The sequence below is a fragment of the Metabacillus litoralis genome (assembly GCF_003667825.1).
Taxonomy (GTDB): Bacteria; Bacillota; Bacilli; order Bacillales; family Bacillaceae; genus Metabacillus; species Metabacillus litoralis_B.
The window spans coordinates 1,095,075-1,120,299 of sequence record NZ_CP033043.1; the positions used below are offsets into that span (position 1 = coordinate 1,095,075).

The 25,225-nt window shown below is 35.9% G+C and carries 23 protein-coding genes; 21 read left to right on the forward strand and 2 right to left on the reverse strand.

What is annotated here, in order from left to right:
- Positions 1–12 precede the first annotated feature (12 nt).
- The 14 genes from D9842_RS05205 to D9842_RS05270 all read left to right on the forward strand — a co-directional run bounded on the left by D9842_RS05205 (position 13) and on the right by D9842_RS05270 (position 15,301).
- Positions 13–999: an ABC transporter permease gene (locus D9842_RS05205; RefSeq protein WP_218975600.1), complete on the forward strand. Its 987-nt coding sequence runs from the start codon at positions 13–15 to the stop codon at positions 997–999.
- An 81-nt stretch (positions 1,000–1,080) separates the two neighbouring features.
- On the forward strand, positions 1,081–1,887 hold the full coding sequence (locus tag D9842_RS05210) for an aldo/keto reductase (protein WP_373995119.1): 807 nt from the start codon (positions 1,081–1,083) through the stop codon (positions 1,885–1,887).
- 26 nt (positions 1,888–1,913) lie between these two features.
- Complete coding sequence (xylB, locus tag D9842_RS05215; protein WP_251403099.1) at positions 1,914–3,437, forward strand: xylulokinase; 1,524 nt, start codon at positions 1,914–1,916, stop codon at positions 3,435–3,437.
- On the forward strand, positions 3,434–4,012 hold the full coding sequence (locus tag D9842_RS05220; protein ID WP_251403101.1) for a glucose-6-phosphate isomerase family protein: 579 nt from the start codon (positions 3,434–3,436) through the stop codon (positions 4,010–4,012). The genes xylB and D9842_RS05220 overlap by 4 nt, the downstream gene beginning before the upstream one ends.
- A gap of 31 nt (positions 4,013–4,043) precedes the next feature.
- Complete coding sequence (locus D9842_RS05225; RefSeq protein ID WP_121661582.1) at positions 4,044–4,979, forward strand: phosphoglycerate dehydrogenase; 936 nt, start codon at positions 4,044–4,046, stop codon at positions 4,977–4,979.
- Between the two features lie 80 nt (positions 4,980–5,059).
- Positions 5,060–6,019 (forward strand): phosphotriesterase family protein, encoded by a 960-nt coding sequence (locus tag D9842_RS05230; protein WP_162987305.1) that lies wholly within the window; start codon positions 5,060–5,062, stop codon positions 6,017–6,019.
- Positions 6,020–6,042: 23 nt separating this feature from the next.
- Complete coding sequence (locus D9842_RS05235) at positions 6,043–6,981, forward strand: shikimate dehydrogenase family protein (protein WP_121661584.1); 939 nt, start codon at positions 6,043–6,045, stop codon at positions 6,979–6,981.
- Positions 6,982–7,010: 29 nt separating this feature from the next.
- On the forward strand, positions 7,011–7,775 hold the full coding sequence (gene nagB / locus D9842_RS05240; RefSeq protein ID WP_121661585.1) for a glucosamine-6-phosphate deaminase: 765 nt from the start codon (positions 7,011–7,013) through the stop codon (positions 7,773–7,775).
- Positions 7,776–8,056: 281 nt separating this feature from the next.
- On the forward strand, positions 8,057–9,568 hold the full coding sequence (locus D9842_RS05245; protein ID WP_121661586.1) for a sugar ABC transporter ATP-binding protein: 1,512 nt from the start codon (positions 8,057–8,059) through the stop codon (positions 9,566–9,568).
- On the forward strand, positions 9,552–10,535 hold the full coding sequence (locus D9842_RS05250; protein ID WP_121661587.1) for an ABC transporter permease: 984 nt from the start codon (positions 9,552–9,554) through the stop codon (positions 10,533–10,535). Before D9842_RS05245 ends, D9842_RS05250 begins: the two co-directional genes overlap by 17 nt.
- Positions 10,536–10,652: 117 nt before the next feature.
- Positions 10,653–11,681: a substrate-binding domain-containing protein gene (locus D9842_RS05255; protein WP_162987306.1), complete on the forward strand. Its 1,029-nt coding sequence runs from the start codon at positions 10,653–10,655 to the stop codon at positions 11,679–11,681.
- A gap of 157 nt (positions 11,682–11,838) precedes the next feature.
- On the forward strand, positions 11,839–13,275 hold the full coding sequence (locus D9842_RS05260) for an aldehyde dehydrogenase family protein (protein WP_121661589.1): 1,437 nt from the start codon (positions 11,839–11,841) through the stop codon (positions 13,273–13,275).
- Positions 13,276–13,300: 25 nt separating this feature from the next.
- Entirely contained in the window at positions 13,301–14,740 is a 1,440-nt protein-coding gene (locus D9842_RS05265; RefSeq protein WP_121661590.1) for a DUF5107 domain-containing protein, read from the forward strand.
- 174 nt (positions 14,741–14,914) lie between these two features.
- On the forward strand, positions 14,915–15,301 hold the full coding sequence (locus D9842_RS05270) for a winged helix-turn-helix transcriptional regulator (RefSeq protein WP_121661591.1): 387 nt from the start codon (positions 14,915–14,917) through the stop codon (positions 15,299–15,301).
- Positions 15,302–15,400: 99 nt separating this feature from the next.
- On the opposite strand, the gene D9842_RS25665 is transcribed toward D9842_RS05270, so the two are convergent.
- Positions 15,401–15,547, reverse strand: a complete 147-nt coding sequence (locus D9842_RS25665; protein WP_162987307.1) for a hypothetical protein — start codon at positions 15,545–15,547, stop codon at positions 15,401–15,403.
- A gap of 109 nt (positions 15,548–15,656) precedes the next feature.
- Positions 15,657–16,589, reverse strand: coding sequence for a 5-dehydro-4-deoxyglucarate dehydratase (gene kdgD / locus D9842_RS05275; protein ID WP_121661592.1), 933 nt, complete (start codon positions 16,587–16,589; stop codon positions 15,657–15,659).
- Positions 16,590–16,956: 367 nt separating this feature from the next.
- On the opposite strand from kdgD, the gene D9842_RS05280 reads away from it, so the two are divergent.
- From D9842_RS05280 to D9842_RS05310, 7 genes are all read left to right on the forward strand, one after another.
- Positions 16,957–18,282, forward strand: a complete 1,326-nt coding sequence (locus tag D9842_RS05280; protein ID WP_121664951.1) for an MFS transporter — start codon at positions 16,957–16,959, stop codon at positions 18,280–18,282.
- 33 nt (positions 18,283–18,315) lie between these two features.
- Complete coding sequence (gene gudD / locus D9842_RS05285) at positions 18,316–19,674, forward strand: glucarate dehydratase (protein WP_121661593.1); 1,359 nt, start codon at positions 18,316–18,318, stop codon at positions 19,672–19,674.
- A gap of 189 nt (positions 19,675–19,863) precedes the next feature.
- Positions 19,864–20,568: a FadR/GntR family transcriptional regulator gene (locus tag D9842_RS05290; protein WP_121661594.1), complete on the forward strand. Its 705-nt coding sequence runs from the start codon at positions 19,864–19,866 to the stop codon at positions 20,566–20,568.
- A 473-nt stretch (positions 20,569–21,041) separates the two neighbouring features.
- Entirely contained in the window at positions 21,042–22,058 is a 1,017-nt protein-coding gene (locus D9842_RS05295; RefSeq protein ID WP_121661595.1) for a mannonate dehydratase, read from the forward strand.
- A 17-nt stretch (positions 22,059–22,075) separates the two neighbouring features.
- Positions 22,076–22,579 carry a tripartite tricarboxylate transporter TctB family protein gene (locus tag D9842_RS05300; protein ID WP_162987308.1) on the forward strand — a complete coding sequence of 168 codons (504 nt, stop codon included), beginning with the start codon at positions 22,076–22,078 and terminating at the stop codon, positions 22,577–22,579.
- A 12-nt stretch (positions 22,580–22,591) separates the two neighbouring features.
- Positions 22,592–24,097: a tripartite tricarboxylate transporter permease gene (locus D9842_RS05305; protein WP_121661597.1), complete on the forward strand. Its 1,506-nt coding sequence runs from the start codon at positions 22,592–22,594 to the stop codon at positions 24,095–24,097.
- 66 nt (positions 24,098–24,163) lie between these two features.
- Positions 24,164–25,159: a tripartite tricarboxylate transporter substrate binding protein gene (locus tag D9842_RS05310; protein WP_121661598.1), complete on the forward strand. Its 996-nt coding sequence runs from the start codon at positions 24,164–24,166 to the stop codon at positions 25,157–25,159.
- The last annotated feature ends 66 nt before the right edge of the window (positions 25,160–25,225 follow it).

Genomic DNA, 25,225 nt, shown 5'->3' on the forward strand with positions numbered 1-25,225 from the left:
GGAGGATGAAACATGGATGAAAAAACTGTGGTTGTCAATAATTCAAGGAAAAGCCAGAGTATGCTCAACTTGAATTTAAATTTTCTCTTAAAGATATCACTACCATTAATTCTTTTATTAATGTGGTTAGTCATTACCTTAATAGATCCAGTGTTTATTTCATTTAATAATTTAACAAACCTAGGAAGACAAACAGCCATAATCGCTATCGTAGCAATTGGTCAGACATTTGTCATCATTACAAAGGGGATTGATTTATCTGTTGGATCAACTCTCGGTTTATCTTGTGTTGTTTCTGCATTGTTACTAGTTTCAGGCATTCCAATTATGTTAACGATTATTGTCGTTACAGTAATAGGTATAGTAATAGGGTTAATAAATGGACTAATTATTTATGATATGAAAATCACACCATTCATTGCGACGCTTGGAATGATGACAATGGTTCGTGGTGCGACCCTCCTAAGTAGTGATGGGGAAATTGTCTCTGGAATGCCAAGAAGTTTTACAAGAATCGCTAATTCTGAAATATTTGGAATTCCTTATTTAATTTTAATATTGGTAGCTATTTGCATTATTTTCATGTGTGTTCTTCGATTTACCGTTTTCGGAAGAAATTTATTTGCGATTGGTAGTAGTGATGAAGCAGCACTATTATCCGGTGTAAATGTTCGCATGACGACATATGGGGCTTATATGATTTCTGGTGGGTTATCCGCGTTAGCAGGTATTTTAATGACCTCACGATTAGCAAGTGGTGTCCCAACAGCTGGTCAAATGTATGAGTTAGATGCGATTGCGTCAGCAGTTATCGGAGGAGCTAGCTTATTTGGAGCTCAAGGAAGTGTAATCGGAACTGTGTTTGGCTCTTTCATTATGACAACTTTACGTAACGCAGGTAACTTGTTAGGAATAGAGCCGTTTTGGCTGCAAATTGCTATCGGTGCCTTGTTAGTGATTGTTGTGTTTTTTGATCAACTTCAAAAGAAACGAGGGTAAAATGCGAAGAAATTGGAGGGGAAAATGTTGACATATCCTAAAAGTCTGAATGATACTACAACTCTTAATAATGGTGTTGAAATGCCTTGGGTAGGATTAGGTGTTTTTATGATGCAAGATGGTAAGGAAGCAAGTGATGCTGTGAGATGGGCCGTTGAGGCAGGTTATCGAAGTATTGACACAGCTGCTGTTTATAAGAATGAAAAATCAGTGGGGCAAGGAATAAAAGATTCAGGAATAGATCGTTCAAAGCTTTTTGTTACCTCTAAAGTATGGAATTCTGATTTAGGATATGAGTCAACGCTAAAAGCCTTTCAATCTAGTTTAAAGCGATTAAAGCTAGATTACTTGGATTTATATCTTATTCATTGGCCAGTTGAAGGTAAATATAAAGATTCATGGAAAGCATTAGAAAAACTATATAAAGATGGCTACGTTCGTTCAATAGGTCTAAGCAATTTTCACCAAAACCATATTGAAGATATATTAAGCGTAGCAGATGTCATTCCTCAGGTTGATCAAATTGAATGTCATCCTAAATTAAATCAAAAAGAACTAATTAAGTATACAAAACAGCATCAGATTCAATTTGAAGCTTGGAGTCCATTAATGCATGGAGAATTATTAATGGATAAAACAATTGTTCAAATTGCAAAAAAGTATAGGAAAACACCTGCACAACTATTAATTCGCTGGGATCTTGAGAACGGCCTAGTGACAATTCCTAAAACTAGTAAAAAAGATCGTATTGAAAGTAATGCAGATGTATTTGATTTCACTATTGAAGCAGAAGATAGAAAGATACTCGATTCAATGAATGATGGTTCACGTTGGGGTCCTGATCCAGATGATTTTGATTTACCAGAGGTCTTAAATTTAGAAGATTAGTTGAAGAAGTAAAGGAGATGTTTTTGGTGAGGAAGTTAATCGTCGCCCATGATGTGGGAACAACTGGTAATAAAGCAACATTATATTCTAGTAACGGAGAATTAATCCATAGTGCATTTTATGGATACGAAACTAACTATCCTGAATCGAATTGGGCAGAACAAAATCCTGCTGATTGGTGGGAGGCAGTATGTGTAACAACGAACGAGCTTTTACAACACCAAGATGTCAAGAGGGAAGAGATTGCGGTTGTTAGTTTTAGTGGGCAGATGCTTGGTTGTCTGCCAGTAGACCGTAATGGAAATCCACTTCAAGATGCCATTATATGGGCTGATATGCGAGCAAGTAATCAAGCTATAGAATTAGAAAAAAAATTAGGTATGGAATTTGTTTACAAAACTACAGGCCATCGAATTAGTTCTTCATACTCAGGAGCAAAAATAAAGTGGCTGAAAGACAACAAACCCGATATTTTTAATAAAACGTATAAATTCTTACAGGCAAAGGATTATCTAGCCTATAAGTTAACGGGTGTTTATGCAACAGATTATTCAGATGCGTGTGGTACAAATTGTCTTGATATTTTGAAGAAAACTTGGTCAAAAGAAATTCTTTATGCTTGGGAGTTGAGTGAAGATCTTTTTCCGAAATTGCATGCCTCAACAGATATCATTGGGTATGTGACAAAGGAAGCAGCAGAAAAAACTGGTTTATTAGAGGGTACGCCAGTGGTGATTGGTGCTGGTGACGGAGTCTGTGCAGCTGCAGGGGTAGGGGTTATTGATGAAGGAGAAGCATTTAACTATATTGGTTCTTCTTCCTGGATTGCATTAGCATCAAATCACCCAGTATTCGACCCAGAAATGAAGACGTATACATGGATTCATGTGGATGAAAATAAATATTCTCCAAATGGTACGATGCAATGTGGTGGTGGATCCGTTCAATGGATAACAAACCTATTATATCAAAACAAGTGTGACAAGTATGACTTGATGAATCAAGAAGCAAATCAATCACCCGTGGGCGCCAATCAGTTAATCTATCTGCCTTATTTAATGGGTGAAAGATCCCCTAGATGGAATCCTGATGCCAGGGGCACGTTTGTAGGGTTATCTATCACTCATTCTCGAGGAGATATGGCTAGATCTGTGATGGAGGGTGTAGCTTTTAATCTTAGAATTGTTTTGGATACTTTTAGGGATGCTGGTGTACATGTTGAAAATATGTGGGTACTTGGCGGTGGTGCTAAAAGTGAATTATGGAGGCAAATTCTTTCAGATATTTACGATGTTAGGATCGATGTTCCCTCTTATTTAGAGGAGGCCACTTCCATGGGAGCAGCTATGGCTGGTGCTGTTGGTTGTGGAGCAATAAAAGATTTCCAAGAAGCAAAAAAATGGATTAAAAAAGTAGAAACATATGATCCTATTAAACGAAATCAAGAGACGTATTCCGGATTATATGACATTTTTAATGAAGCGTATAACCAGCTGATTCCTGTATTTACGAAACTAAAAAATCAAAAAAGTAAAGGAGTTCTCATATGAAAGAGATGTTTATGCCATTTTCAACAACTTATGAGTTTGAGACTGGAAAACTGAGCCCGGAAGGAAATGTAATCGTCCGAAATTTATCACATATGAAAAATATGTTTGTTGATCAAGAAGCAGTAAATGATCGACTAGAAGAAAATCCATTAATCTATGAAGTTTACAATGTAGAGCTTCCTGAAAAGGTAGAGCATATTCAGCATTGCACAACAATCTTATACCCCGGAAAAATTGGAAATGAGTATTTTATGACAAAAGGACATTATCATGAAGTAATTGATCGAGCAGAAATTTATTTCTGTTTAAAAGGAAAAGGACAGTTAGTTATGCAGACAAAAAAAGGAGATTTTAAAATATTGGAAATGGTGCCGGGTACAATAGCTTATGTTGCACCAGAATGGGCACATCGAACAGTAAATACTGGGGATGAACCATTTATCTTTTTTGCAGCATATCCTGGAGATGCTGGGCATGATTATGGTGGAATTGAAGTGGAAGGGTTTGCAAGGCTCTGTTTAGAGGTGAACGGAAAGCCAGAAATGATTGATAATCCTAGATTCAAAGGTAAATAGTATTAATTCATAATGATAGGTGGGGGAATACATGCGAAAGGTTGTTATAACGCCTAGATCCTACGGTAAGTTTAACAAAGAAGTTTTTTCTTTATGGGAAAAAGAGAACTTTAAGGTGATCCGTGAAATAGGTCCTGTCCCCGAAGAACGAATGATTGAACTGATCAAAGATGCTGATGCGTTAATTATCGGAACAGATTTCTTATCAGAGAAAGCTTTAGAGCATGCTAAAAATTTAAAAATCATCTCAAAATATGGCGTTGGGATCGATAATATTCCACGTGCCTTTGCACTTTCAAATGGTATTGAAGTAATGAATACACCAGGAGTCAATACCGAAGCTGTAGCAGATTATACATTTTCTTTATTATTAGCCGTTGCACGGCATATACCTCAGAGTCATGAAAATCTTATGATGGGTAGATGGCAGAAGATGATTGGTCAAGAAGTATTCGGAAAGACTATTGGCATATTAGGTTTTGGGGCTATTGGTCAGGCGGTAGCAAAACGAGCTAAAGGCTTTAATATGAACATTTTAGCGTATGATGTTATGCCTAATTATGAGACTGCAGAACAATTAGATGTAAAAATAAGGAGCTTTGATGAAATTATTGAACAAAGTGATTTTTTAACTCTCCATTTACCTTTAATAAAGGAAACCAAAAATCTCATCAACTATCAGCTACTAAAAAGAATGAAGAAAAATTGTGTGATTGTAAATACAGCAAGAGGCGGAATTGTTAATGAACATGATTTAGGTTTAGCATTACAGGAAAATGTAATCGGAGGTGCCGCGATAGATGTTTTTTATGAGGAGCCTTTAAAACATTCTCCATTGCAAGGGTTAAAAAATGTGATTTTAACACCTCACAATGCGGCTGCAACAATTGAAGCAACAGAGCGAATGACCATGCAATCAACAAAAAATGTACTTGAGTTCTTTAGGAAAGAGATAAATATTAGTTAAATTAAAGAGTTTAAGTAAAGGAAAGTATATGTCTAAAGAAAAACTATTATAGAAGTTTACCCGGAATTGGGGTAATAAATGTGCCTTACATCCAAACGGTTCTTGGAATAGTAGAAGTAAACGAAGAGATTGGACATTTTCAGCCTCACGAGCATTTAAGTATTGAAGCAGGCAATGCCTCAAAAATAAATCCTGCATTATGTATAGATAACCTTGATACAACGATAACTGAAGTGAAAGACTTTTTAAAACAAGGCGGGAAGGTTATTGCTGATGCACAGCCAATAGGTTCAGGGAGAAAAGCAGCTGACTTAGTTAACATTTCAAAAATAACTGGGGTGCATATCATTGCCTCTACCGGTTTTCATAAGAAGATGTTTTATCATCATGATCATTGGATCCATCATTTTTCAAGTGAACAATTGCTTCAGGTAATGCTAACTGAAATTAATCACGGTATGTACATAGGAAATCAAAGTTGCTTTCCAACCTCTACAATTGACGCGAGAGCGGGACTAATTAAAACAGCAGTTGATCACGATGGAATTTCAAATAAATATAATCATAAATTTAATGCTGCTGCAGAAGCATCCTTTCGTACTGGCGTACCGATTATGGTTCATATTGAAAAAGGCTCAGATCCTTTTGAAGTCATTACCTTTCTAACAGATCTAAATATTCCTCCTAATAGAATTATTTTATGTCATTTAGACCGGACTCATCATGATTACCAGCTTCACGAAGCAATCGCTCGAACTGGCGTTTTTCTTGAGTATGATACTATAGGACGTTTTAAATATCATGATGATGAAACGGAAATAAAGCTAATTTTAAACATGCTTAAGCAAGGATTTGAAGACTCACTTCTATTAAGCTTAGACACTACTAAATCGAGATTGCGAGCTTATGGTGGTGAAATAGGATTATCTTATTTATTAACATCCTTCCTACCAAAATTGGAGAAAAAAGGTGTGAGTAAAGAGATTATTCATCTACTCACTCAAAAGAATCCTGCCAAAGCATTAGCAATTGATAAATAAAAAAGATAAGGAGGGTAAAATTGATGCAGCTAACAAAAGCTACAGAACCAACCTTTTATTTTATTGGTGTAACAACTGCTCAATCTTCTATTATGAAGCTTTTCCCTGAGTGGGCGAAGGAGTTATCTATTAGTCAAACAATAAAAGGAATTGATATAAGCATTCATGCAGATCCTCATGTGTATAGAGAAGTAGTAGAATTTTTGAAAAATGATGAATTATCATTGGGAGCACTCGTTACAACTCATAAAATTGATCTCTATAATGCAGCAAAGGATTTGTTTGATGAATTAGATCCTTATGCACAATTATTCAATGAATTATCCTGTATATCCAAAAGAAACGGTAAGCTTATTGGGCATGCAAAAGACCATCTTTCTAGTGGACTTGCGATGAAAGCATTTATCCCCGAAGGCTTTTGGGAACACCAAGGAGAGGTATTCATAATGGGAGCGGGTGGGAGTGCGATTGCAATAACCGCCAACTTAATAGAAGCAAAACAAAAGCCATCTAAAGTTTATGTAACAAATCGAAGTAAGCCAAGATTAAAATCTATGGAAGCCATAATAAAGAAAATATCTACAGAAGTAGAAATCGAATACGTTATGGCTGAAAATGAAGAGCAAAATGACAAAATTCTTCAAAAACTTAGACCATACTCTTTCATTATAAATGCAACTGGTTTAGGTAAAGATCGACCAGGATCACCGCTCTCAAACAAATGCACATACCCTTGCAATAGTTTAGTGTGGGAGTTGAATTATCGTGGTGAATTGTTATTTATGCATCAAGCATTAGAGCAGAGAGCACAAAAAAATCTGTATGTAGAGGATGGATGGGTCTATTTTATCCATGGTTGGACACAAGTCATATCTGAAGTATTTCAAGTTAACATAGATCAAGAAAAACTATCTAAAATTGAGAAGATTGCTAGTGATTTTATCAATGCAAAAACACAATAATTATAGCTTAGGAGTGGAGGTGTGAATTGGTGCTACGCTTTATCATAACAAAAGACTATCGTGAGATGAGTAAGCAAGCAGCCAAAGCTATCGCAGAAGACATGAGATGGAAAACGCGATATGTTCTAGGTACAGCAACAGGAGGTACACCTCTTGGAACATATAAAGAGTTAGTGAGACTTTATGAGCAAGGACAAATCGATTTTAGCAATGTGATTTCTTTTGGACTTGATGAGTATATTGGTTTACCTAGCAATCATGTACAATGCTATACACGATATATGTGGGAAAACTTTTTTTCACACATAAATATACTTAAAACTAACACCAATATGCCACCTGGTATCTTTGATGATGCTGAAATAGAAATAAATAACTATGAAAAGAGAATAGAAAATGCAGGTGGAATAGATTTGCAAATATTGGGGGTAGGTCGAAATGGCCACATTGGTTTTAATGAACCCGGAGAGGTTTTACATGCAAGGACACACCTTGCCACCTTAACCAAACAGACCATTGAAGATAATGCCAGGTATTTTAGTAGTATAGATGAGGTACCAAAACATGCGTTAGCCATGGGTGTGGGGAGTATTTTCAAAGCTAGAAAAATCATATTTATTGCAAGTGGAGAAGAAAAGGCAGAGGCGGTAAGAAAAACATTTAAAGGATATGTTGATACATACTGTCCATCAACTTTACTTCAAATGCACCCAAACTTAATTGTTATTTTAGATGAAAAAGCTGCAAGTAAACTTGATTTATCAAGTATTCATAGCAATATAAAAATTATTTAATTGTTGAATTGCCCAATCACAGGGCTTTTCATATACCCCCGACAGCCAATATTAAATTTCTACATAATATTGGCTGGAGTATTTATCATAATATGGAAACCGCTTTCCGTTGGTTACCTAAAGGTTACTAGAGAACAATAATGTTCGTACTTTAAAGAGAACTCTAAATATTTTATAGTGAAAATGAAGCCAATTTACTAACCTTGTAATATAAAAAATACTTTTTACATTTTTATAGATTCATGCATAGTGAATTCCCTAAAAGTTAAGGAGGGTTTTAAATGCCGGATCATTACCGGGTAGAAATGCAACATATTGTTAAAACCTACGGTAAGACAGCTGCGTTAAACGATGTTTCACTAAAAGTAGGTGTAGGAGAAATTCATGCGCTAGTTGGTGAAAATGGAGCAGGAAAGTCTACCTTAATGAAAATATTATCTGGTGCTATAAAAAAGGATTCTGGAAGTATTAAAATAGATGATCAAAATGTAACGGTACGTTCTCCAAATGAAGCTAGGGAGCTAGGCATTGGCATTATTTATCAAGAATTTGCATTAGCACCAGACTTAACAGTTGCCGAGAATATATTCCTAAACGAAATTAGCCGTAATAAAGGGCTAATAAATTGGTCTAATCTATTTAAAAAAGCAGATGAAATCATTAAAACACTTGGTTTTAATATTAATTCCAAAGTCTATGTAAGAGATCTAAGTGTGGCTTATCAACAGGTAATTGAAATTGCAAAGGCCATATCAGGAGAGTTAAAGGTACTTATTTTAGATGAGCCAACTGCGGTGCTTGCTCCATCTGAAACACGCCAACTATTTAAACTTTTATTAAAACTAAAAGCTGACGGAGTGAGTATCATTTATATATCTCATCGATTAGAGGAAGTTTTTGAAATTGCTGATTCTATAACAACACTTAGAGATGGTCAGGTGACAGGTAACGTAAACCCAAATGAGGTGGGTGTTGAAGATGTCATTAGTTTAATGATCGGCAGAAATTTGGAAGCGCTTTTTCCGAAGCGAGAAATAAAAATAGGTACTGAAATATTTAGGGTTGAAGGTATGAATAACCCACCTAAATGTAAAAATATATCGTTTTCCGTTCATAAAGGAGAAGTTTTAGGGATTGCTGGACTAGTAGGAAGTGGACGTACAGAGTTAGCAAGAGCAATTTTTGGAGCCGATAAGAAAAAAGGCGGAAAACTTTTTTTGGATGGAAAGGAGATTTTTGTGAAATCTCCGAAGGATGCAGTTCGAAATGGTATAGGCCTAGTACCAGAAAATAGGAAAGCTCAAGGCCTAGTGCTTCCGATGTCAATCAAGATGAATGCTACAATGTCTAATTTAAACAAAATTACAAAATATAAAGGATTAATAAAGCATAAGGAAGAGGAAGAACTAGTTAAAGAGTTATCTAAGATATTAAGAATTAAAACTAGCAGTATTGATTTGGCAACCGAAAACCTAAGTGGTGGAAATCAACAAAAAGTTGTTTTGGCGAAGTGGTTTAATACAGACTGTCGCATTATTATCCTCGATGAACCAACAAGAGGAGTTGATGTAGGGGCAAAGGTAGAAATCTATCATCTTATTAATCAATTAGCAAGTAAAGGAATAGGGGTTATCGTAATATCTTCAGAGCTCTTAGAAATTATTGGATTGTGTGACAGAGTATTAGTGATGAACAATGCTGAAATCAAAGGGAGTTTATTAAAGTCAGAAATGACAGAGAAAAGCATTATGACGCTTGCAATAGGAGGGAAAGAACATGAATACTCAACTTGAACACAAAGTGGAAGGAACAGGTAATAAGCTTTCCACAACAGTTATGGACTTCATTCTTAAATATAACACACTAATTATATTTGCCATTCTATTAATTATTTCTAGCTTCTTATCATCCTCTTTCTTTACTGAAACAAATATTTTTAATCTACTAAGACAATTATCTGGGTTAGCCATTATTAGTTTAGGAATGCTTCTTGTCATTTTAACAGGTGGTATAGATCTTTCAGTTGGATCTACTCTAGCTCTCGGCTGTGTTCTTTCTGCTTACTTACTCCAAACAATGTCACTCCCACTGGCATTAATATGCACAGTGATAAGTTGTATATTGTTAGGGGCCGGTTCGGGATACCTTGTTGCTAGAAGAAATATTGCTCCATTTGTTGTGACGCTAGCTTTAATGACTATTGCTAGAGGGATTGCTTTTATGGTTTCAAAAGGAACACCGATCGTAACGGAAAACGCTTTCATTCTTTCGTTAGGAGCAGGTTCATTTTTACGCATACCATATCTCGTTTGGCTAACTCTATTCATCTTTTTAATTATTGCGTTTGTTCTAAAATACACAACCTTTGGAAGAATGATCAAAGCAGTTGGAAGTAATGAAGATGCAGTTAGGTTGTCTGGTATTAATGTTAGTCGTTATAAATTCATGGTTTATACCATTTCTGGAGGATTAGGTGCGATTGCAGGAATTATAAGTACATCAAGAACTGGAGTAGGTTCACCAGTTGTAGGTACTGCAATTGAATTGGATGCTATAGCGGCAGTTGTTATTGGGGGAGCTAGTCTTAGTGGTGGGAGAGGTACAGCATTAAACACATTAGTAGGTGTACTAATATTAGGGATGATTGGAAATATAATGAATCTCATGAATGTACCAGCTTATCCTCAACAGGTTATAAAGGGCATCATTATTATACTGGCGGTTTTATTACAAGGAATTCAAAGTAAAAGATCTAATTAAACCCGATTTACTTCATAGTTACACTAAAATCCTGATCCATAAAGAGACTTGAAAGGAGGTGATAGTAAACAAATAATGAGTAAAAAACAATATTTTTAAATGAGAGGGGAAGGAATTTTGAAAAAACTAAGAAGGGTGTTTGTTCTTGTATTTACACTTTGTTTAATGGGAAGTTTGCTCATAGCGTGTTCAAATGAAGGAACACAACCAACAACCGCAGACGCACAAACGAACACAGGAAAAAAAGATTTAGGAGATATCACAATTGGTCTTTCTATGCAAACCCTAGGTGCACCATACTTTGTTGCACAGCAAAAGGCAGTAGAAAAGAAAGTAGAGGAGCTTGGTGTTAAGTTGATCTCTGCAGATGCACAAGGAGATCTTTCAAAACAATTAGCTGACGTAGAAGATATGCTTTCTAGACAAATTGATTTATTGATTATTAACCCGGCAGATCCTGAAGGTGCAGTAGCTGCAACAAGATCAGCAGCAGCAGCAGGAGTACCTGTTTTTATCATGGATAACTCTATTTCTCCTGAAGCAGACTATGTATCTATGATTCAGTCAAATAATTTGGCTAACGGTGAACAAGTAGGTCAATGGCTAGCTAATAAAATGGGGAAAACTGAAATCAAACTGGGTATTTTAAGTGGAAACCAAGGAAACCTTCTTGGGGTTGATAGAAGAATAGGAGTTATAAAAGGAATCGTTGAAGAACAGCTAAGACAGTTTAGTGAAACTAACTTTAAGGTCGTTACACAAGGATGGGGAGATTGGGCACAAGAAGGCGGGCTTTCAGCAGCAGAAGATATGCTTGTAGCTAGTCCAGATATGAATGTATTAGTAGCCGAGAATGACAGCATGGCACTTGGTGCGGTAAAAGCAATTGAAAATGCAGGAAAAGAAGATGATATTTTAGTGCTTGCTGCAGCTGATGGTCAGAAAGAAGCATTAGAGCTAATTAAGGAAGGAAAATATGGGGCTACAGGATTAAATAATCCCGCATTAGTAGCAGAAACAACTGTAGATACAGCAATTAAATACCTTCAAGCCGAAGCGAATATTCCAAAATTAATCAATACAGAACCTGCTGTTATCCACATTGATAATGTTGATGATTATTATAATCCTGACTCTGATTTCTAATTGATACAAAAATAAAAAAAAGAAACCAGATATACTCATGGTTTCTAAAGATAAATATAAACTTAAATATAAACTTATTTTTATTTTAAATTAAATGACTGTTTTAAACAAATAAAATATAAATCTTAAGTAATTGCAAGGTAGGTGGGTTTGATCAATGAAGATGTTAGTAGGCGGCAAAAAAATCAATGCTAAGGATAATGATTACTTAGAGGTGGTTAACTCCGCGACACAAGAGTTTATTGATACAGTACCAAATGCAACAATCGAGGATGTTCAACAGGCAATTAGTATAGCGCAGAAAGGAAAAAAGGTCTGGAGATCAATGTCTCCAAAAGATAGAGGGGATATTTTATTACGGTGTGCTGAAGCAATTGAGCAGCAACAAGAAGAGCTTGCTACATTGCTAAGTACTGAAATGGGAAAGGTGATTAGTGAAGCGAGAGATGAGATTTCTGTCGTCTCTCTTATCTTTAAAAGATTTGTTGAAAAGGCTAATTCTTTGTATGGAGAAACAATAACAAATAATGACTCAGGCAAGGCAAGTGACATTATTTTTACAAGGAGAGAACCACTAGGGGTTATAGCTTGTATTGTACCATTTAATTATCCTGCAGAGCTATGTAGTCATAAGATTGCACCCGCTTTAGCAGCTGGTAACGCAGTTATTATAAAGCCACCAACTGATAATCCATTAACTATTATTAGATTAGTAGAGATTTTACTTGAAAATGGTGTTCCTGGTAATGTAGTGCAAGTACTAACAGGGGATGGAGCATTAATAGGAGGGGAATTGGCAAAAAGTCCATTTATCGACGCAATAAGTTTAACAGGTAGTACTGAAGTAGGTAAGATTGTGGCAAGAGATTCTGCTTCAACATTAAAAAGAGTGTTTTTAGAGCTTGGAGGCAATGACCCTTTACTTATCTTAGAAGATGCAGATCTTGAATTAGCAGTAGAGGAGGCAGTAAAGGGTAGGTTAAAAAACGCTGGTCAAACCTGCTGTGCACCTAAACGTTTTATTGTTCATCAAGCAATAAAAGACAGATTTATTGAAAAACTCATTGAAAGGTTAAAGCGTGTAAGAAGGGGAGGACCGTTAGAAAATCAAACAGAATTGGGGTCGTTAATTAGTCCCAAGGCGGTAAACGAAATTCATAGACAGGTGCATGAAACAATGAATCAAGGTGCGAAATGTATTTTAGGAGGCTCTCCGGAATCTACTACTTATTATCAGCCTACGATATTAGTAGATGTAACACCGGAAATGGATGTCGCAAAAGATATGGAAATTTTTGGGCCGGTTTTACCAATCATTGAGTTTGAGTCAAATCAGGAGGCAATTGAAATAGCAAATAATTCGATATATGGTTTAGCTGGTGGGGTTATAACATCAGACTTCAAGAAAGCAATTGATATAGCAGCAAAGTTAGAATGTGGTTCAGTTGTTATTAATGGTTCAGGAAACTACCGCAATGTTGATATGCCATTTGGTGGATATAAGATGAGTGGGTTAGGTCGAGAGGGTATTACTTGTACTTTAGAGGAAATGACACAAGAAAAATCATATGTTTTGAAAAATGTCTTACTATAATGATTCAAAATAGGAGGGTAAACTAATGAAACGTAAAAATAAGAGTTTTATTATATTCTTAACATTACTATTTGTCTTGTCTATTGCATCAAGTGCTTTTGCTGGTGGACCTAAAGGAAAGCCTGATAAAAGTGACAATTTAAAAGTATATGATTCAACAATCGACTTTAAGCACTTTGCCTTTGAATTAAATGAAGACAACGGGATGAAAAGTTGGAGTGAAGACGTTAATGATATAACAAATACGACATTTAATACCAAAGTAATTGAAAATAAATATATTAAGGTAACACTTCTTCCTGAATATGGTGGTCGAATTATCTCGATGATTGATAAATCAACTGGACACGATCTTCTGTATCAAAATCCTGTAGGAACACCATATGGTATGGGGGCAGGGAACTTTTATTATGATTGGTTAATGGTATATGGAGGAATTTTTCCGACATTCCCAGAACCTGAACATGGAAAAACATGGATGCTACCATGGGATGCTAAGGTCGTAGAACAAACAAGTGAAAAAATTTCTGTTGAAATGAGCTTCACAGACGATATCGATTTTTCTGATAAACCATGGAATTTTGACAATGGAAAAACCGGTATTACTGCAGTAAACACTATTACCGTTTATAAAGATAAGTCTTATTTAGAAATGAATATGAAATTAATTAATAATAAGAACGAACCTGTTAAGTATGAATATTGGACTTGTACAACATTCGCTCCCGGTGGAAATCCTTCTGATATGAAGATGGCTGTTCCGATTGAGGAAGTAATGGTAAAGGATGATTGGTGGAGTTGGATGGGAACAGTAGATGAACCAGTGGATAAAGAAAATCATATCTACAAATATGATAAACTATCAATGTTTTCTAACTGGAAAGACATGGGGATTGCCTACGGGCAGGAAGTAAAAGAAAAATGGTGGGGTGTTATCAACACAGATAATAACGAAGGAGTAGTAAGGATTGCCGATAATGCCAATGCCACACCTGGATTAAAATTCTGGACTTGGGGTTATGAAGATAGTTATAATACAGATCCTTTAGAGTTTGGTAACTCTGCAAGACCATATATTGAATTATGGGGTGGCCATTCATCCGAGTTTTTTGAAGATACGTATTTAGAGCCAAATGAAACGAAGGAATGGACAGAATACTACTTCCCAACAAAAGGCTTAGAAGATATTACGTCTGCAAATGAAAATGCCTCTGCATATCTTGAATATGAGAAAGGTGAAATTGTAGCGAGATTTAATGTAACTGATCCAAAACAACCAGTTAGGGCTACTATCTATAAAAAGACTGGTCAAAAATCAACGAAAGTAACAGAAAAAGTGTTTTCTGGAAAACATGTAAATAATTCCGTGTTGTCTAAGAAAATAGCTGATGGGTCGGCTAACTATGAGTTAGTTTTATCAACTCCATCTGGAAAAGAAATATTAAGAGCAGAGATTAATAACTAAGATATTCTTTAATAGGCAAAAAGCATTGGGATAAGAGCAGATTACTTATACTCAATGCTTTTTATCATAAATTCAATTTATCGGAAAAAAAGGTAAAGTAGTTTCATTAATCTGTATAAGGAAAATCTATACCTCTATATAATAACTAATGTTTTCTCTCTAGGAGGCTAATCCATGACCATTCCATTAAGAGACGAGATAAAGGCAAGATTAAGAAATAATGAATTTAATTGTGAAAAGGAGTTAACATTATCCATTATTAGTGGTAAATGGAAAATAGTTATTTTATGGCATATTGGGTTTGAGGGGCCACATCGATTTGGACAGCTACAAAGATTATTTAAAAGCATTAGTAATCGTATTTTAACAAAGCAATTGAGGGAACTAGAACTGGATGGGATTTTATATCGGAAAATATATCCAGAGGTTCCTCCAAGAGTAGAATATCACATAACAGAAAGAGGGGAAACAATTCTTCCTATTATAGATGCGATGTATAAATGGGGTGAAGAAAACATGTCTTATTATGCAAAGAGATTAGACCAAGAAGACAGTTATTAATTCGGAGAGATGCCTTAACATGAAATTACAATATGATAAAATCAAAGAGTGATCGATAAATATAGATCACTCTCTTTCCATTTATAAAACTTTGAACACTTATTTTAAAACCGGATCATTAAAATAAATCACTTCAGAAAGAATCTTTTTTCCCTCAATATTCTTCAACAATTCTCTTGCTTCTCTTTCTGTGTTACATTCATACATAAATATTTTTCCTTTTGCATAACGCGTGATCACCCACATAAGCTATCCTCCAAGTAGAGTATTTTTAGCTTTTACTGTATTGTTTATGCTTTAATCGTCATCTTTTGTAACGGTAGGGGCCTATAAAAAGTATATTTATCATATAAATTTAGACCGAATGAACAGCCAGTTCCTTCGGATATCTATTTAATGCATGTTCTAATATTTTTTCCAATTGAGTATAATGCTCCTTTTCAACAGGTAGAATTGGCAGCCTAACTGTTTGACCAACTGGGATACCCACAATCTCCATACCAGCTTTAATAAGAGAAACAGCATAACCATTTCGTTGACGGCGAATATTATTGATTGGCAAGATGACGTGTTGATAAAGATCATCAATTAATACTTGGTCATTATCCAGCACAGCGTTATAGAATTTTCTAGAAATGTGGGGAATATAATTTGAAATTGCTGATGAATAGGAGTCAAAGCCTAGTGGTACATAAGCAGGCATTGTCACTTCAGCTAAAGGCATTCCATTTAACCAACTGAAACGTTGCTTAAACGTTTGGGTTAATAAAGTATTCAATTCCATATTCCCTAGGCCATCTTTAACGCCAACAACCTGAGGTATATCGGCAAGCGCTTCCAATGAAGGGATTGAAAGGGCAACCTGATCTCTTTGATAAACGATTGCGTTTAATGAAGTACTTTCAGCTATTGTTTTAAAATAATTAGCCAAACCCTCTTGTTCACCTGGGACAAGATATGGAGGTAGGATTAAATAGCCATCGGCTCCTTTATCTTGAGAAATTTTCGCAAGTTCTAACGAAGTTTGAATATTCCCACCAACGCCTGTGTATACAGGTACCTTTTTATTTGTCACACTCACAGCTACATCAACCATTGCCTCATATTCTTCTTTGCTTAAAGATGGATATTCACCAGCTGCACAGGCTACAAAAATTGCTTCAAGTCCTTCATCTAACAAAAATTGAATATTGTGAGCGAGCTTTTTTTCATCAAGTTTGTTGTTAGCTGTAAATGGGGCAATTGGAAAACCAAGAATTCCTTTAGGTGCTGTTCGAATAGGTTGCATTATTATTCCTCTCCTCCAATAGATTTGTATTTTTGTTTTATTGTAAGACAATTAAATAAATCGGTCAATGATAGATTAATAATTTTCGGAAAAATAAAATTTATTTTGATAAAGTACCGTTTTATTCTGATTTATATATATACTTGGTCTATAAATAAGTTCATTTTTTTAGGGCGTTGACAATTAAATTTATTTGTCTTACTATTAGACAAAAATATATGAAATGGTTTAAAAAGGTGTGATTTTAAATGGAATAAGACAATAAAGGTGATGGAAATTCGTTAAATATGTAAGCGATGTCAATAACCGATTAAAGGGAAGTGAAGATATGGGAGCACCAGAAAGAGTAATAAATACTTCACCATTGATGCCTACAACAGAGAAAAAAACACGTACACGTTGGTTTATTGTTTTTATGTTATTTTTAGTAACGGCGCTAAATTATGCAGATCGCGCGACTTTATCCATTGCCGGTTCAGATATGTCCAATCAACTAGGACTAGATTCTGTTATGATGGGGTATGTTTTCTCTGCATTTGCTTGGTCATATGTGGCAGGACAAATTCCTGGAGGATGGCTTCTTGATCGTTTTGGCTCTAAGAAAGTTTACTTTTGGAGTATTTTCCTCTGGTCAACTTTCACTCTATTACAAGGTTTTATAGGTTTGTTTGGGACAGCAGGCACGGCCGTTATGGTGTTATTTGGTCTTCGTTTCTTAGTTGGGCTATCTGAGGCACCATCTTTTCCTGCAAACAGTCGTATTGTTGCTTCATGGTTTCCTAGCCATGAAAGGGGTACAGCAGCAGCGACATTTAATTCAGCACAATATTTTGCGACCGTTCTCTTTGCGCCAATTATGGGATATATTACATACACATTTGGTTGGGAATATGTGTTCTATTTTATGGGTGTTGTTGGCATTATCGTTGCTTTCATGTGGCTAAAAGCTATTTACAGCCCAAAGGATCATCCTCGTATTAATCAAGCTGAGCTCGATTATATTGAGGCAGGCGGAGCATTAATTAATATGGACCAAAAAGTAGAAAACCAAAAGAAGGAAGACAAGGGAGCTAACTGGAATAATATAAAAAAACTATTATCCAATAGAATGTTGTTAGGAATTTATCTTGGTCAATATTGTATTACTACTCTAACGTACTTCTTTTTAACTTGGTTTCCTGTTTATCTTGTTCAAGATAGAGGCATGACGATATTAGAAGTAGGATTTATCGCATCACTTCCAGCGATTTGTGGCTTTTTCGGCGGGATCCTTGGAGGAATGTTCTCTGATTTCTTACTTAGAAAAGGTTACTCTTTAACGATTGCTCGTAAAACTCCGATTGTTATCGGGATGCTGTTGTCCATGAGCTTGGTTGCTGCTAACTATGTTGAAGCACAATGGGTTGTTATTTTTGTTATGGCATTAGCATTTTTCGGAAAAGGCTTTGGAGCTCTTGGATGGGCAGTTGTTTCAGACACATCTCCAAAGGAAATGTCTGGAGTAAGTGGTGGTTTATTTAATACGTTTGGTAACATTGCTGGAATTACAACACCGATTATCATTGGTTATATTATCGGAACAACGGGTTCATTTAACGGAGCACTTGTCTTCGTTGGTGCAAATGCACTTGTCGCAATCTTCAGTTATTTATTCCTAGTAGGTGAAATTAAGCGTGTCGATTTGAGAGCTTAATAGATTAATAATAATAAGATAGGGGAGACAAAAATGGAAAATCAATTAGTTCAAGATGCAATTAAAACGAGTGCACCTGTTATTAAAGAAATGACTGTTATTCCTGTTGCAGGGCATGACAGTATGCTTTTAAACTTAAGTGGTGCTCATGCTCCATTTTTTACTCGTAATATTGTTATTTTAAAAGATAACCATGGAAACACAGGTGTTGGTGAAGTACCAGGCGGGGAAAAAATCCGTCAAACATTAGAAGATGCAAAATCATTAGTTTTTGGAGAATCTATTGGAACATATAACAATATTTTAAACAATGTTCGTAAACAATTTGCAGATCGAGATTCAGCCGGACGTGGTCTTCAAACATTTGATCTTCGCATTACGATACATGCTGTAACCGCATTAGAGGCTGCACTTCTTGATTTAGTTGGTCAATATTTAGGTGTTCCTGTTGCAGCACTGCTTGGTGAAGGACAACAAAGAAAGAAAGTAGAAATGCTTGGATACCTATTCTATATTGGTGACCGTAACAAAACTGAACTTGCGTACGTAAGTGGTCGTGACGCAGAGGATGAATGGTTCCGTTTACGACATGAAGAAGCGTTAACACCAGAAGCGATTGTTCAATTAGCAGAAGCAGCTCATGCTCGTTATGGTTTTTATGATTTTAAATTAAAAGGCGGCGTTCTTCGTGGAGAAGAAGAAATTGAAGCTGTAACAGCATTAGCAGAACGTTTTCCAGATTCACGTATTACGTTAGATCCGAATGGCGGTTGGCTTTTAGCGGATGCGATAAGATTATGTCGTGATCAACATCATGTTTTAGCATATGCTGAGGACCCATGTGGTGCAGAAAACGGTTATTCTGCACGTGAAGTAATGGCTGAATTCAGACGTGCAACAGGACTGCCAACTGCAACAAACATGATTGCTACAGATTGGCGGCAAATGGGACACTCGATACAGCTTCAATCAGTTGATATTCCTTTAGCAGATCCTCATTTCTGGACAATGCAAGGCTCTGTTCGTGTTGCCCAAATGTGTCATGATTGGGGGTTAACATGGGGATCACACTCTAATAATCATTTTGATATTTCTTTGGCAATGTTTACCCATGTTGCAGCAGCTGCTCCTGGTAAAATTACTGCAATTGATACTCACTGGATTTGGCAAGATGGCCAGCGTCTAACAAAGGAGCCGTTTAAGATTGTCGGAGGAATGGTAGATGTGCCTTCAAAACCAGGCCTAGGTGTTGAAATTGATATGGATCAGATTGAAAAAGCTCATCAGCTTTATAAAAAAGAAGGCCTTGGTGCACGTAATGATGCAATTGCCATGCAATACTTAATTCCTGGTTGGAAGTTTGACCCAAAAAATCCTTGTTTAGTAAGATAAAATATTATTTGAATGCGTTACTCATTGAGTGACGCTTTTTTACTAGAGTCCGATAATTCTTTCCTGATATAATATATAGGAAAAAACTTATTAAAAAATAATTCATAATTTCTATTTCTTGACAACTTTTCTATATTGAATTACGATTTAATAAAATTGTCATACAATAATATTTTAAAGAAAGGAGGAATGAAGATGGATAATAAAAGTGTGGATATAAAGTCCCTTAGTCGGAAAACACTTTCTAATCAGGTGATAGATGAAATTATCTCTTTACTTACGACAGGCCAACTTAAACCAGGCGACCGTATTCCGTCTGAATTAGAATTAATGGAAATTTGTAATGTGAGTAGACCTGTTATAAGGGAAGCGATGACTTCTTTAGAAGTATTAGGTATTGTGAATCGAAAAACGAGAAATGGTACATTTTTTTCCGACAAGATCGGAAGCAAGCCTTTTTCAATGATGCTCGCTCTTTCTGCGACAGACCTAAGCTCTATTATTGATTCTCGTGTAGCCTTAGAGCTTGGGTTAATTACATTAGCAGCAGAGAAAATAACAGATGAAGATTTAAAAAAGTTAAGAGAATTGATCGAGGAAATGAAAGCACTCCCAACAGAGGACTCATCCGAAATCGATAAAGAATTTCACAAAGTAATTGCTCTTTCAGCAAAAATCCCACTTTTTGAAGCGATTATTGATCCATTGCAAAGTTTTCACCATAAAGTACTAGAGCAAATTCCATTAGAAGACAGAAATCTAGAGCAAACGATTGAATATCATCTTGATATTTATAATGCACTCGAAAAGCGAGATCCAATCGAGGCTTACGCGAGTATGTATCGACATCTTGATTTTGTAAGGCAGAAGGCATTGAAAAATTTGAAGAAATAACAAGATAACCCTGAATAGTTTGATCGGAGTTATATATAGAAGTGAAAATAGGCAGCTTAGGAGAAATAATCTAAGCAGCCTATTTTTTATGAACAGATAGAAGTTACCTTTTACCTCAAGGCTTGATGCCTATACTTGTTCGGAAGTGACTGCGCTGCTTGAAAAAACGATTATCTCCATCTACTAAAATCCTCTTAATGAAAGTTAAATTACCTTTTATTTCATACGAATTAAAATCATTTTCAATAGTAAAGTGACAGAATAGTATTTTTGCCTAGAGCAGAATTAATGATCAAAGGAATCTAATAGAAAGGAAGTTTTCTAATAAATTTGTATTTTATGATTTTTGGATTGACTATACATTATTATTGTCTTACAATTGAAATGTAATATACTATGAATTCTCATATTTAACACATGTAAATGTAAGCGGATACTTTCTGCTTAAATAAAAAATAGGGGGTAGGTAAGAAATGATGAAAGTATCAGTAACGACGACTAAGTTTGATTTAACTGATGCTGAGCTTAGGCAAATGTGTCAATTAGGGGTAGATTGTATTGATTTTGGAACAGGATCTTCATTTCCAGGTGTAAAAGAGCAAGGCTTTCCGGATTTAGATGAGTTGTTAAAAATGAAACGTAAAATCAGGTCATATGGACTTGATATCAACCGTGTCACTTTACCTAATCTATCTAGCAAATTCATGAACAATGAAGAGGGGTGCGAACAAGAGCTAGAAAACTCAGTGAATGCTGTAAAGGTATTTGGAGAAGCTGGCATTAAAATTGTTAGACAGCGTTTTGCTGGAGATACCTTTAATTACATGACAAAAAGTTATCAAGCAAGACAAAGAGGAGGAGCAATTGCTCGTGGTGAAAGCTTAGGTTTTAACAAAGAACCTTATGAAACTCCTACTCTTGAAGAACATGAACAATGGTGGAGTCGCTTTCGTGACGCCTATTCAACGCTTGTTCCTATATGTGAAGATTATGATGTGAATTTAGGGATGCATCCTTCAGATTCACCAAATCATGACACACCTTTTGGGGGGCTGGGATATCGTCGGATTATGGATGAATTTCCAAGTAAAAATGTTGGCTATATCTATTGTGTTGGAACTCGGGCAGAAGAAGGTGGAAGTCCGCTGGTATTGAATGAAATTAATCATTACGGCAGAAAAGACCGAATTTTTCTTGTGCATTTTAGAAATGTAAGAGGAAGTTTACCAACAGCAGGAGCTTTTGAAGAGGCATTACTAGATGATGGAGATATGAATATGTTTAAGATTTTACTAGAGCTGAGGAAGGTTGGATACAATGGCTGCTTGAATCCTGACCATGTACCAATGATGGAAGGAGATCACCCTGATCTTGATGGGAATTGGGCACATTCAAATATTGGATGGAGTTATGGTAGTGTTGGTTTTGCCTATTCGGTTGGATATATTAAGGCCTTGCTAGCAGCTTTGGTTGAATTCGAGGGAAGATGATAGGAGGGACGGAAACTATGGCAAGAATCAATAAGGATATATTTGCAAGCGTTTTCTTTATCTTTTTTTCGATTACCATGTTTTTTGCTTCAAACAGCATTATTAAACTTACTGTATCTAGGCTTGGAGCAGACTTTGCACCAAAATTGGTAGCAGTTGGAATTTTTATTCTAGGTATTTTTTATTTGATTACTTCGATAAAAAAACAAAAACAGATGAACAATCTTGCAGACACTAAAACATCTGAAAAAGAAAGCAGTACAGAGGAGAAGAAGAAAATCAGTCCATTATCTGTGCTCTTAACAGTCGGATTATTAGTACTTTATGTGGTTCTCATGCCAACGATTGGGTTTCTTATTACAACGTCCGTTTATCTGTTTTTCCAAATGTATTTACTGGCAGCTAAAGCGGAACGAAAAATCCCTTTGTTCGTTATCATATCAGTTGTTACATCAGTAACTGTCTATTACTTATTTAAATCAGTTTTCTATTTAATGCTTCCTGCTGGAATTTTAGGATAAGGGGGGAACAATATGTTTGATTTATTTGTTGACGGATTTTCCTCCGTTTTTACAATCTCAACAATTGCTTATATTTTTGGGGGTGTTGCACTAGGGTTAATTTTTGGTTCAATTCCCGGTTTAACTGCCACTATGGCGATTGCGATTACTTTACCAATTACTTTTGGGATGGAACCAATTGTTGCAATGTCACTACTAATGGGATTATACATTGGAGGAGTATCAGGCGGCTTGATTCCAGCAATTTTATTAAATCTTCCGGGAACACCATCATCTATCGCAACAACGTTTGATGGGTATCCTATGGCTCAAAAAGGGCAGGCCGGTCCTGCATTTGGATATGCCATTCTTTTTTCTTTCCTAGGAGGCTTACTTAGTATCTTTGTACTCATGCTGCTTTCACCTCCACTCGCAAAAATGGCTCTCAAATTTGGACCGTTTGAGTATTTTGCAATTACAATCTTTGCGTTAACAATGATCTCCAGCTTGTCTGGCGATTCCATAATTAAAGGATTATTAAGTGGATTGCTAGGTATTTCATTAGCAATGGTTGGATCGGCTCCAATTGATGCATTTCCAAGATTTACGTTTGGGTTTAAAGAACTTGATGCAGGTTTTCAGCTTTTACCAGTACTCATCGGTCTTTTTGCTGTATCGGAGATTATTAAATCCTCTGAAACCAAACTTGGAAAGGGCCAAAAAGTTCAGTACAAATTGAAAGGGTTTGGCTTTTCAATCCGTGATTTTTTTAAACAAGGATGGAATGGGTTACGTTCAGCACTAATTGGAATTGGAATTGGTATCCTTCCTGGAATTGGAGGAGGAACAGCCAATATTATCGCGTATGTTGCGGCGAAAAATCAATCAAAAAAACCAGAGGAATTTGGAAAAGGTATTCCTGATGGAATTGTTGCCTCTGAAACTTCAAACAACGCAGCTGTAGGTGGTGCGCTTGTACCGTTAATTTCTTTGGGGATTCCGGGAGATACAGTTACTGCCTTACTTTTGGGGGGATTAATTCTACACGGACTTAGTCCTGGACCACTTCTTATCGAGAACAATGGGGATGTTGTTTACAGTATTTTTGCTGCGTTAATTATTGCAAACTTCTTTATGATTGCCCTGCTTTTCTGGGGAATGAGACTTTTTACAAAGGTATTAAGCATTCCGCAATATATCCTTTTACCTATTATTCTAGTGCTCTGTGTTGTTGGGGCAATCGGAGTAAATAATCGTTTATTTGATGCGGGCGCACTATTATTTTTTGGGATTCTTGGTTATGCGATGTTGAAATTTAATTTTCCAGTTACACCAGTAATTCTAGGGTTTATTTTAGGACCACTTGCTGAAACCAATTTACGAAGAGGGCTTATGTATTCTAAAGGTGATTTTACACCATTTATCACCGAACCAATTGCTGCAACATTCTTAGCACTAGCATTACTTTCCGTTCTATTCAAAATTAGAAGTAATGTTAAGAAAAAGAAAAAGATCGATTCAAATTCTATTGGAGCTTAAGTTATCACTCTTAACTTTGTTTTATAGGAAAATCCTATAGATATAAAAATTTTTAGGAGGTTGATTATGAAAAAATCGTTTAAGGGTATGTTAATGTTTCTGATGCTTATTTTAGTCGCAGGTATTTTTGCTGGTTGTTCACAATCTACGACCAACGAAGGGGAAAGCAGTCAAGAAAACGGTAATTCCAGTGATTATCCATCAAAACCAATTACAGTTGTTGTACCAGCAGGCGCAGGTGGAGATACAGATGCAAATGCGAGATTACTAGGAAAATATTTAGAAAAGGAATTAGGTCAACCGGTCGTAATTTCGAACGTAACTGGTGCAGGCGGTACAGTAGGGGCAAAAGAAGTATTAGATGCCGATCCTGATGGGTATACAGCATTATTTTTCCATAACTCATTATTGTTAAATAGAATTATGGGGCTTACACAAGATAGTTATGATTCTTTTAAATTAGCAGGGATTGCTGTTTTAGATCAAGGAAACACTTTTATGGTTAGTGGAGATTCTAAATTTGAAAATCTTCAAGATATGGTTGAATATGCTCGTGAAAATCCAGGTGAAGTATCGATTGCAACAGAGGTTGGGGGCTTTACACACTTACAGCTACTAGCATTACAAAAAGATCAAGGCATTGAACTAAACATTGTAGATGTTGGAGGAGCAGCTGAAAAAGTAACAGCTTTACTTGGAGGCCATGTTGATATCGTTCCAACATCACTAGGATTAGTTAAGGACTATGTTGAGTCTGGTGATATGAGAACACTTGGGATAATGGCAACTGACCGAGTTGATCTTATGTCTGATGTTCCAACATTTGTTGAACAAGGTGTAAACAGTGAGTTTGAAAAATTCTTCTTCTTTGGTTTTAATCCAGACACTCCCGATGAGATTGTTGACGCGTTCTCAAAAGCTGTTGAGAATGTAGTAAATGACGAGGAATATGTAAAAGAAGCAGAAAAATTCTTAGTAACACCAACTTATATGAATTCTGAAGAAGCATTTGATTATATGAAGAAAACAGAAGAGAAATATATTGAGATAAATAAAGAGTAGTAACTCAACACAAGTATAAAAAACTGGAAAGAATACACATTTTTTAAGTTGACAACAAATCCTATT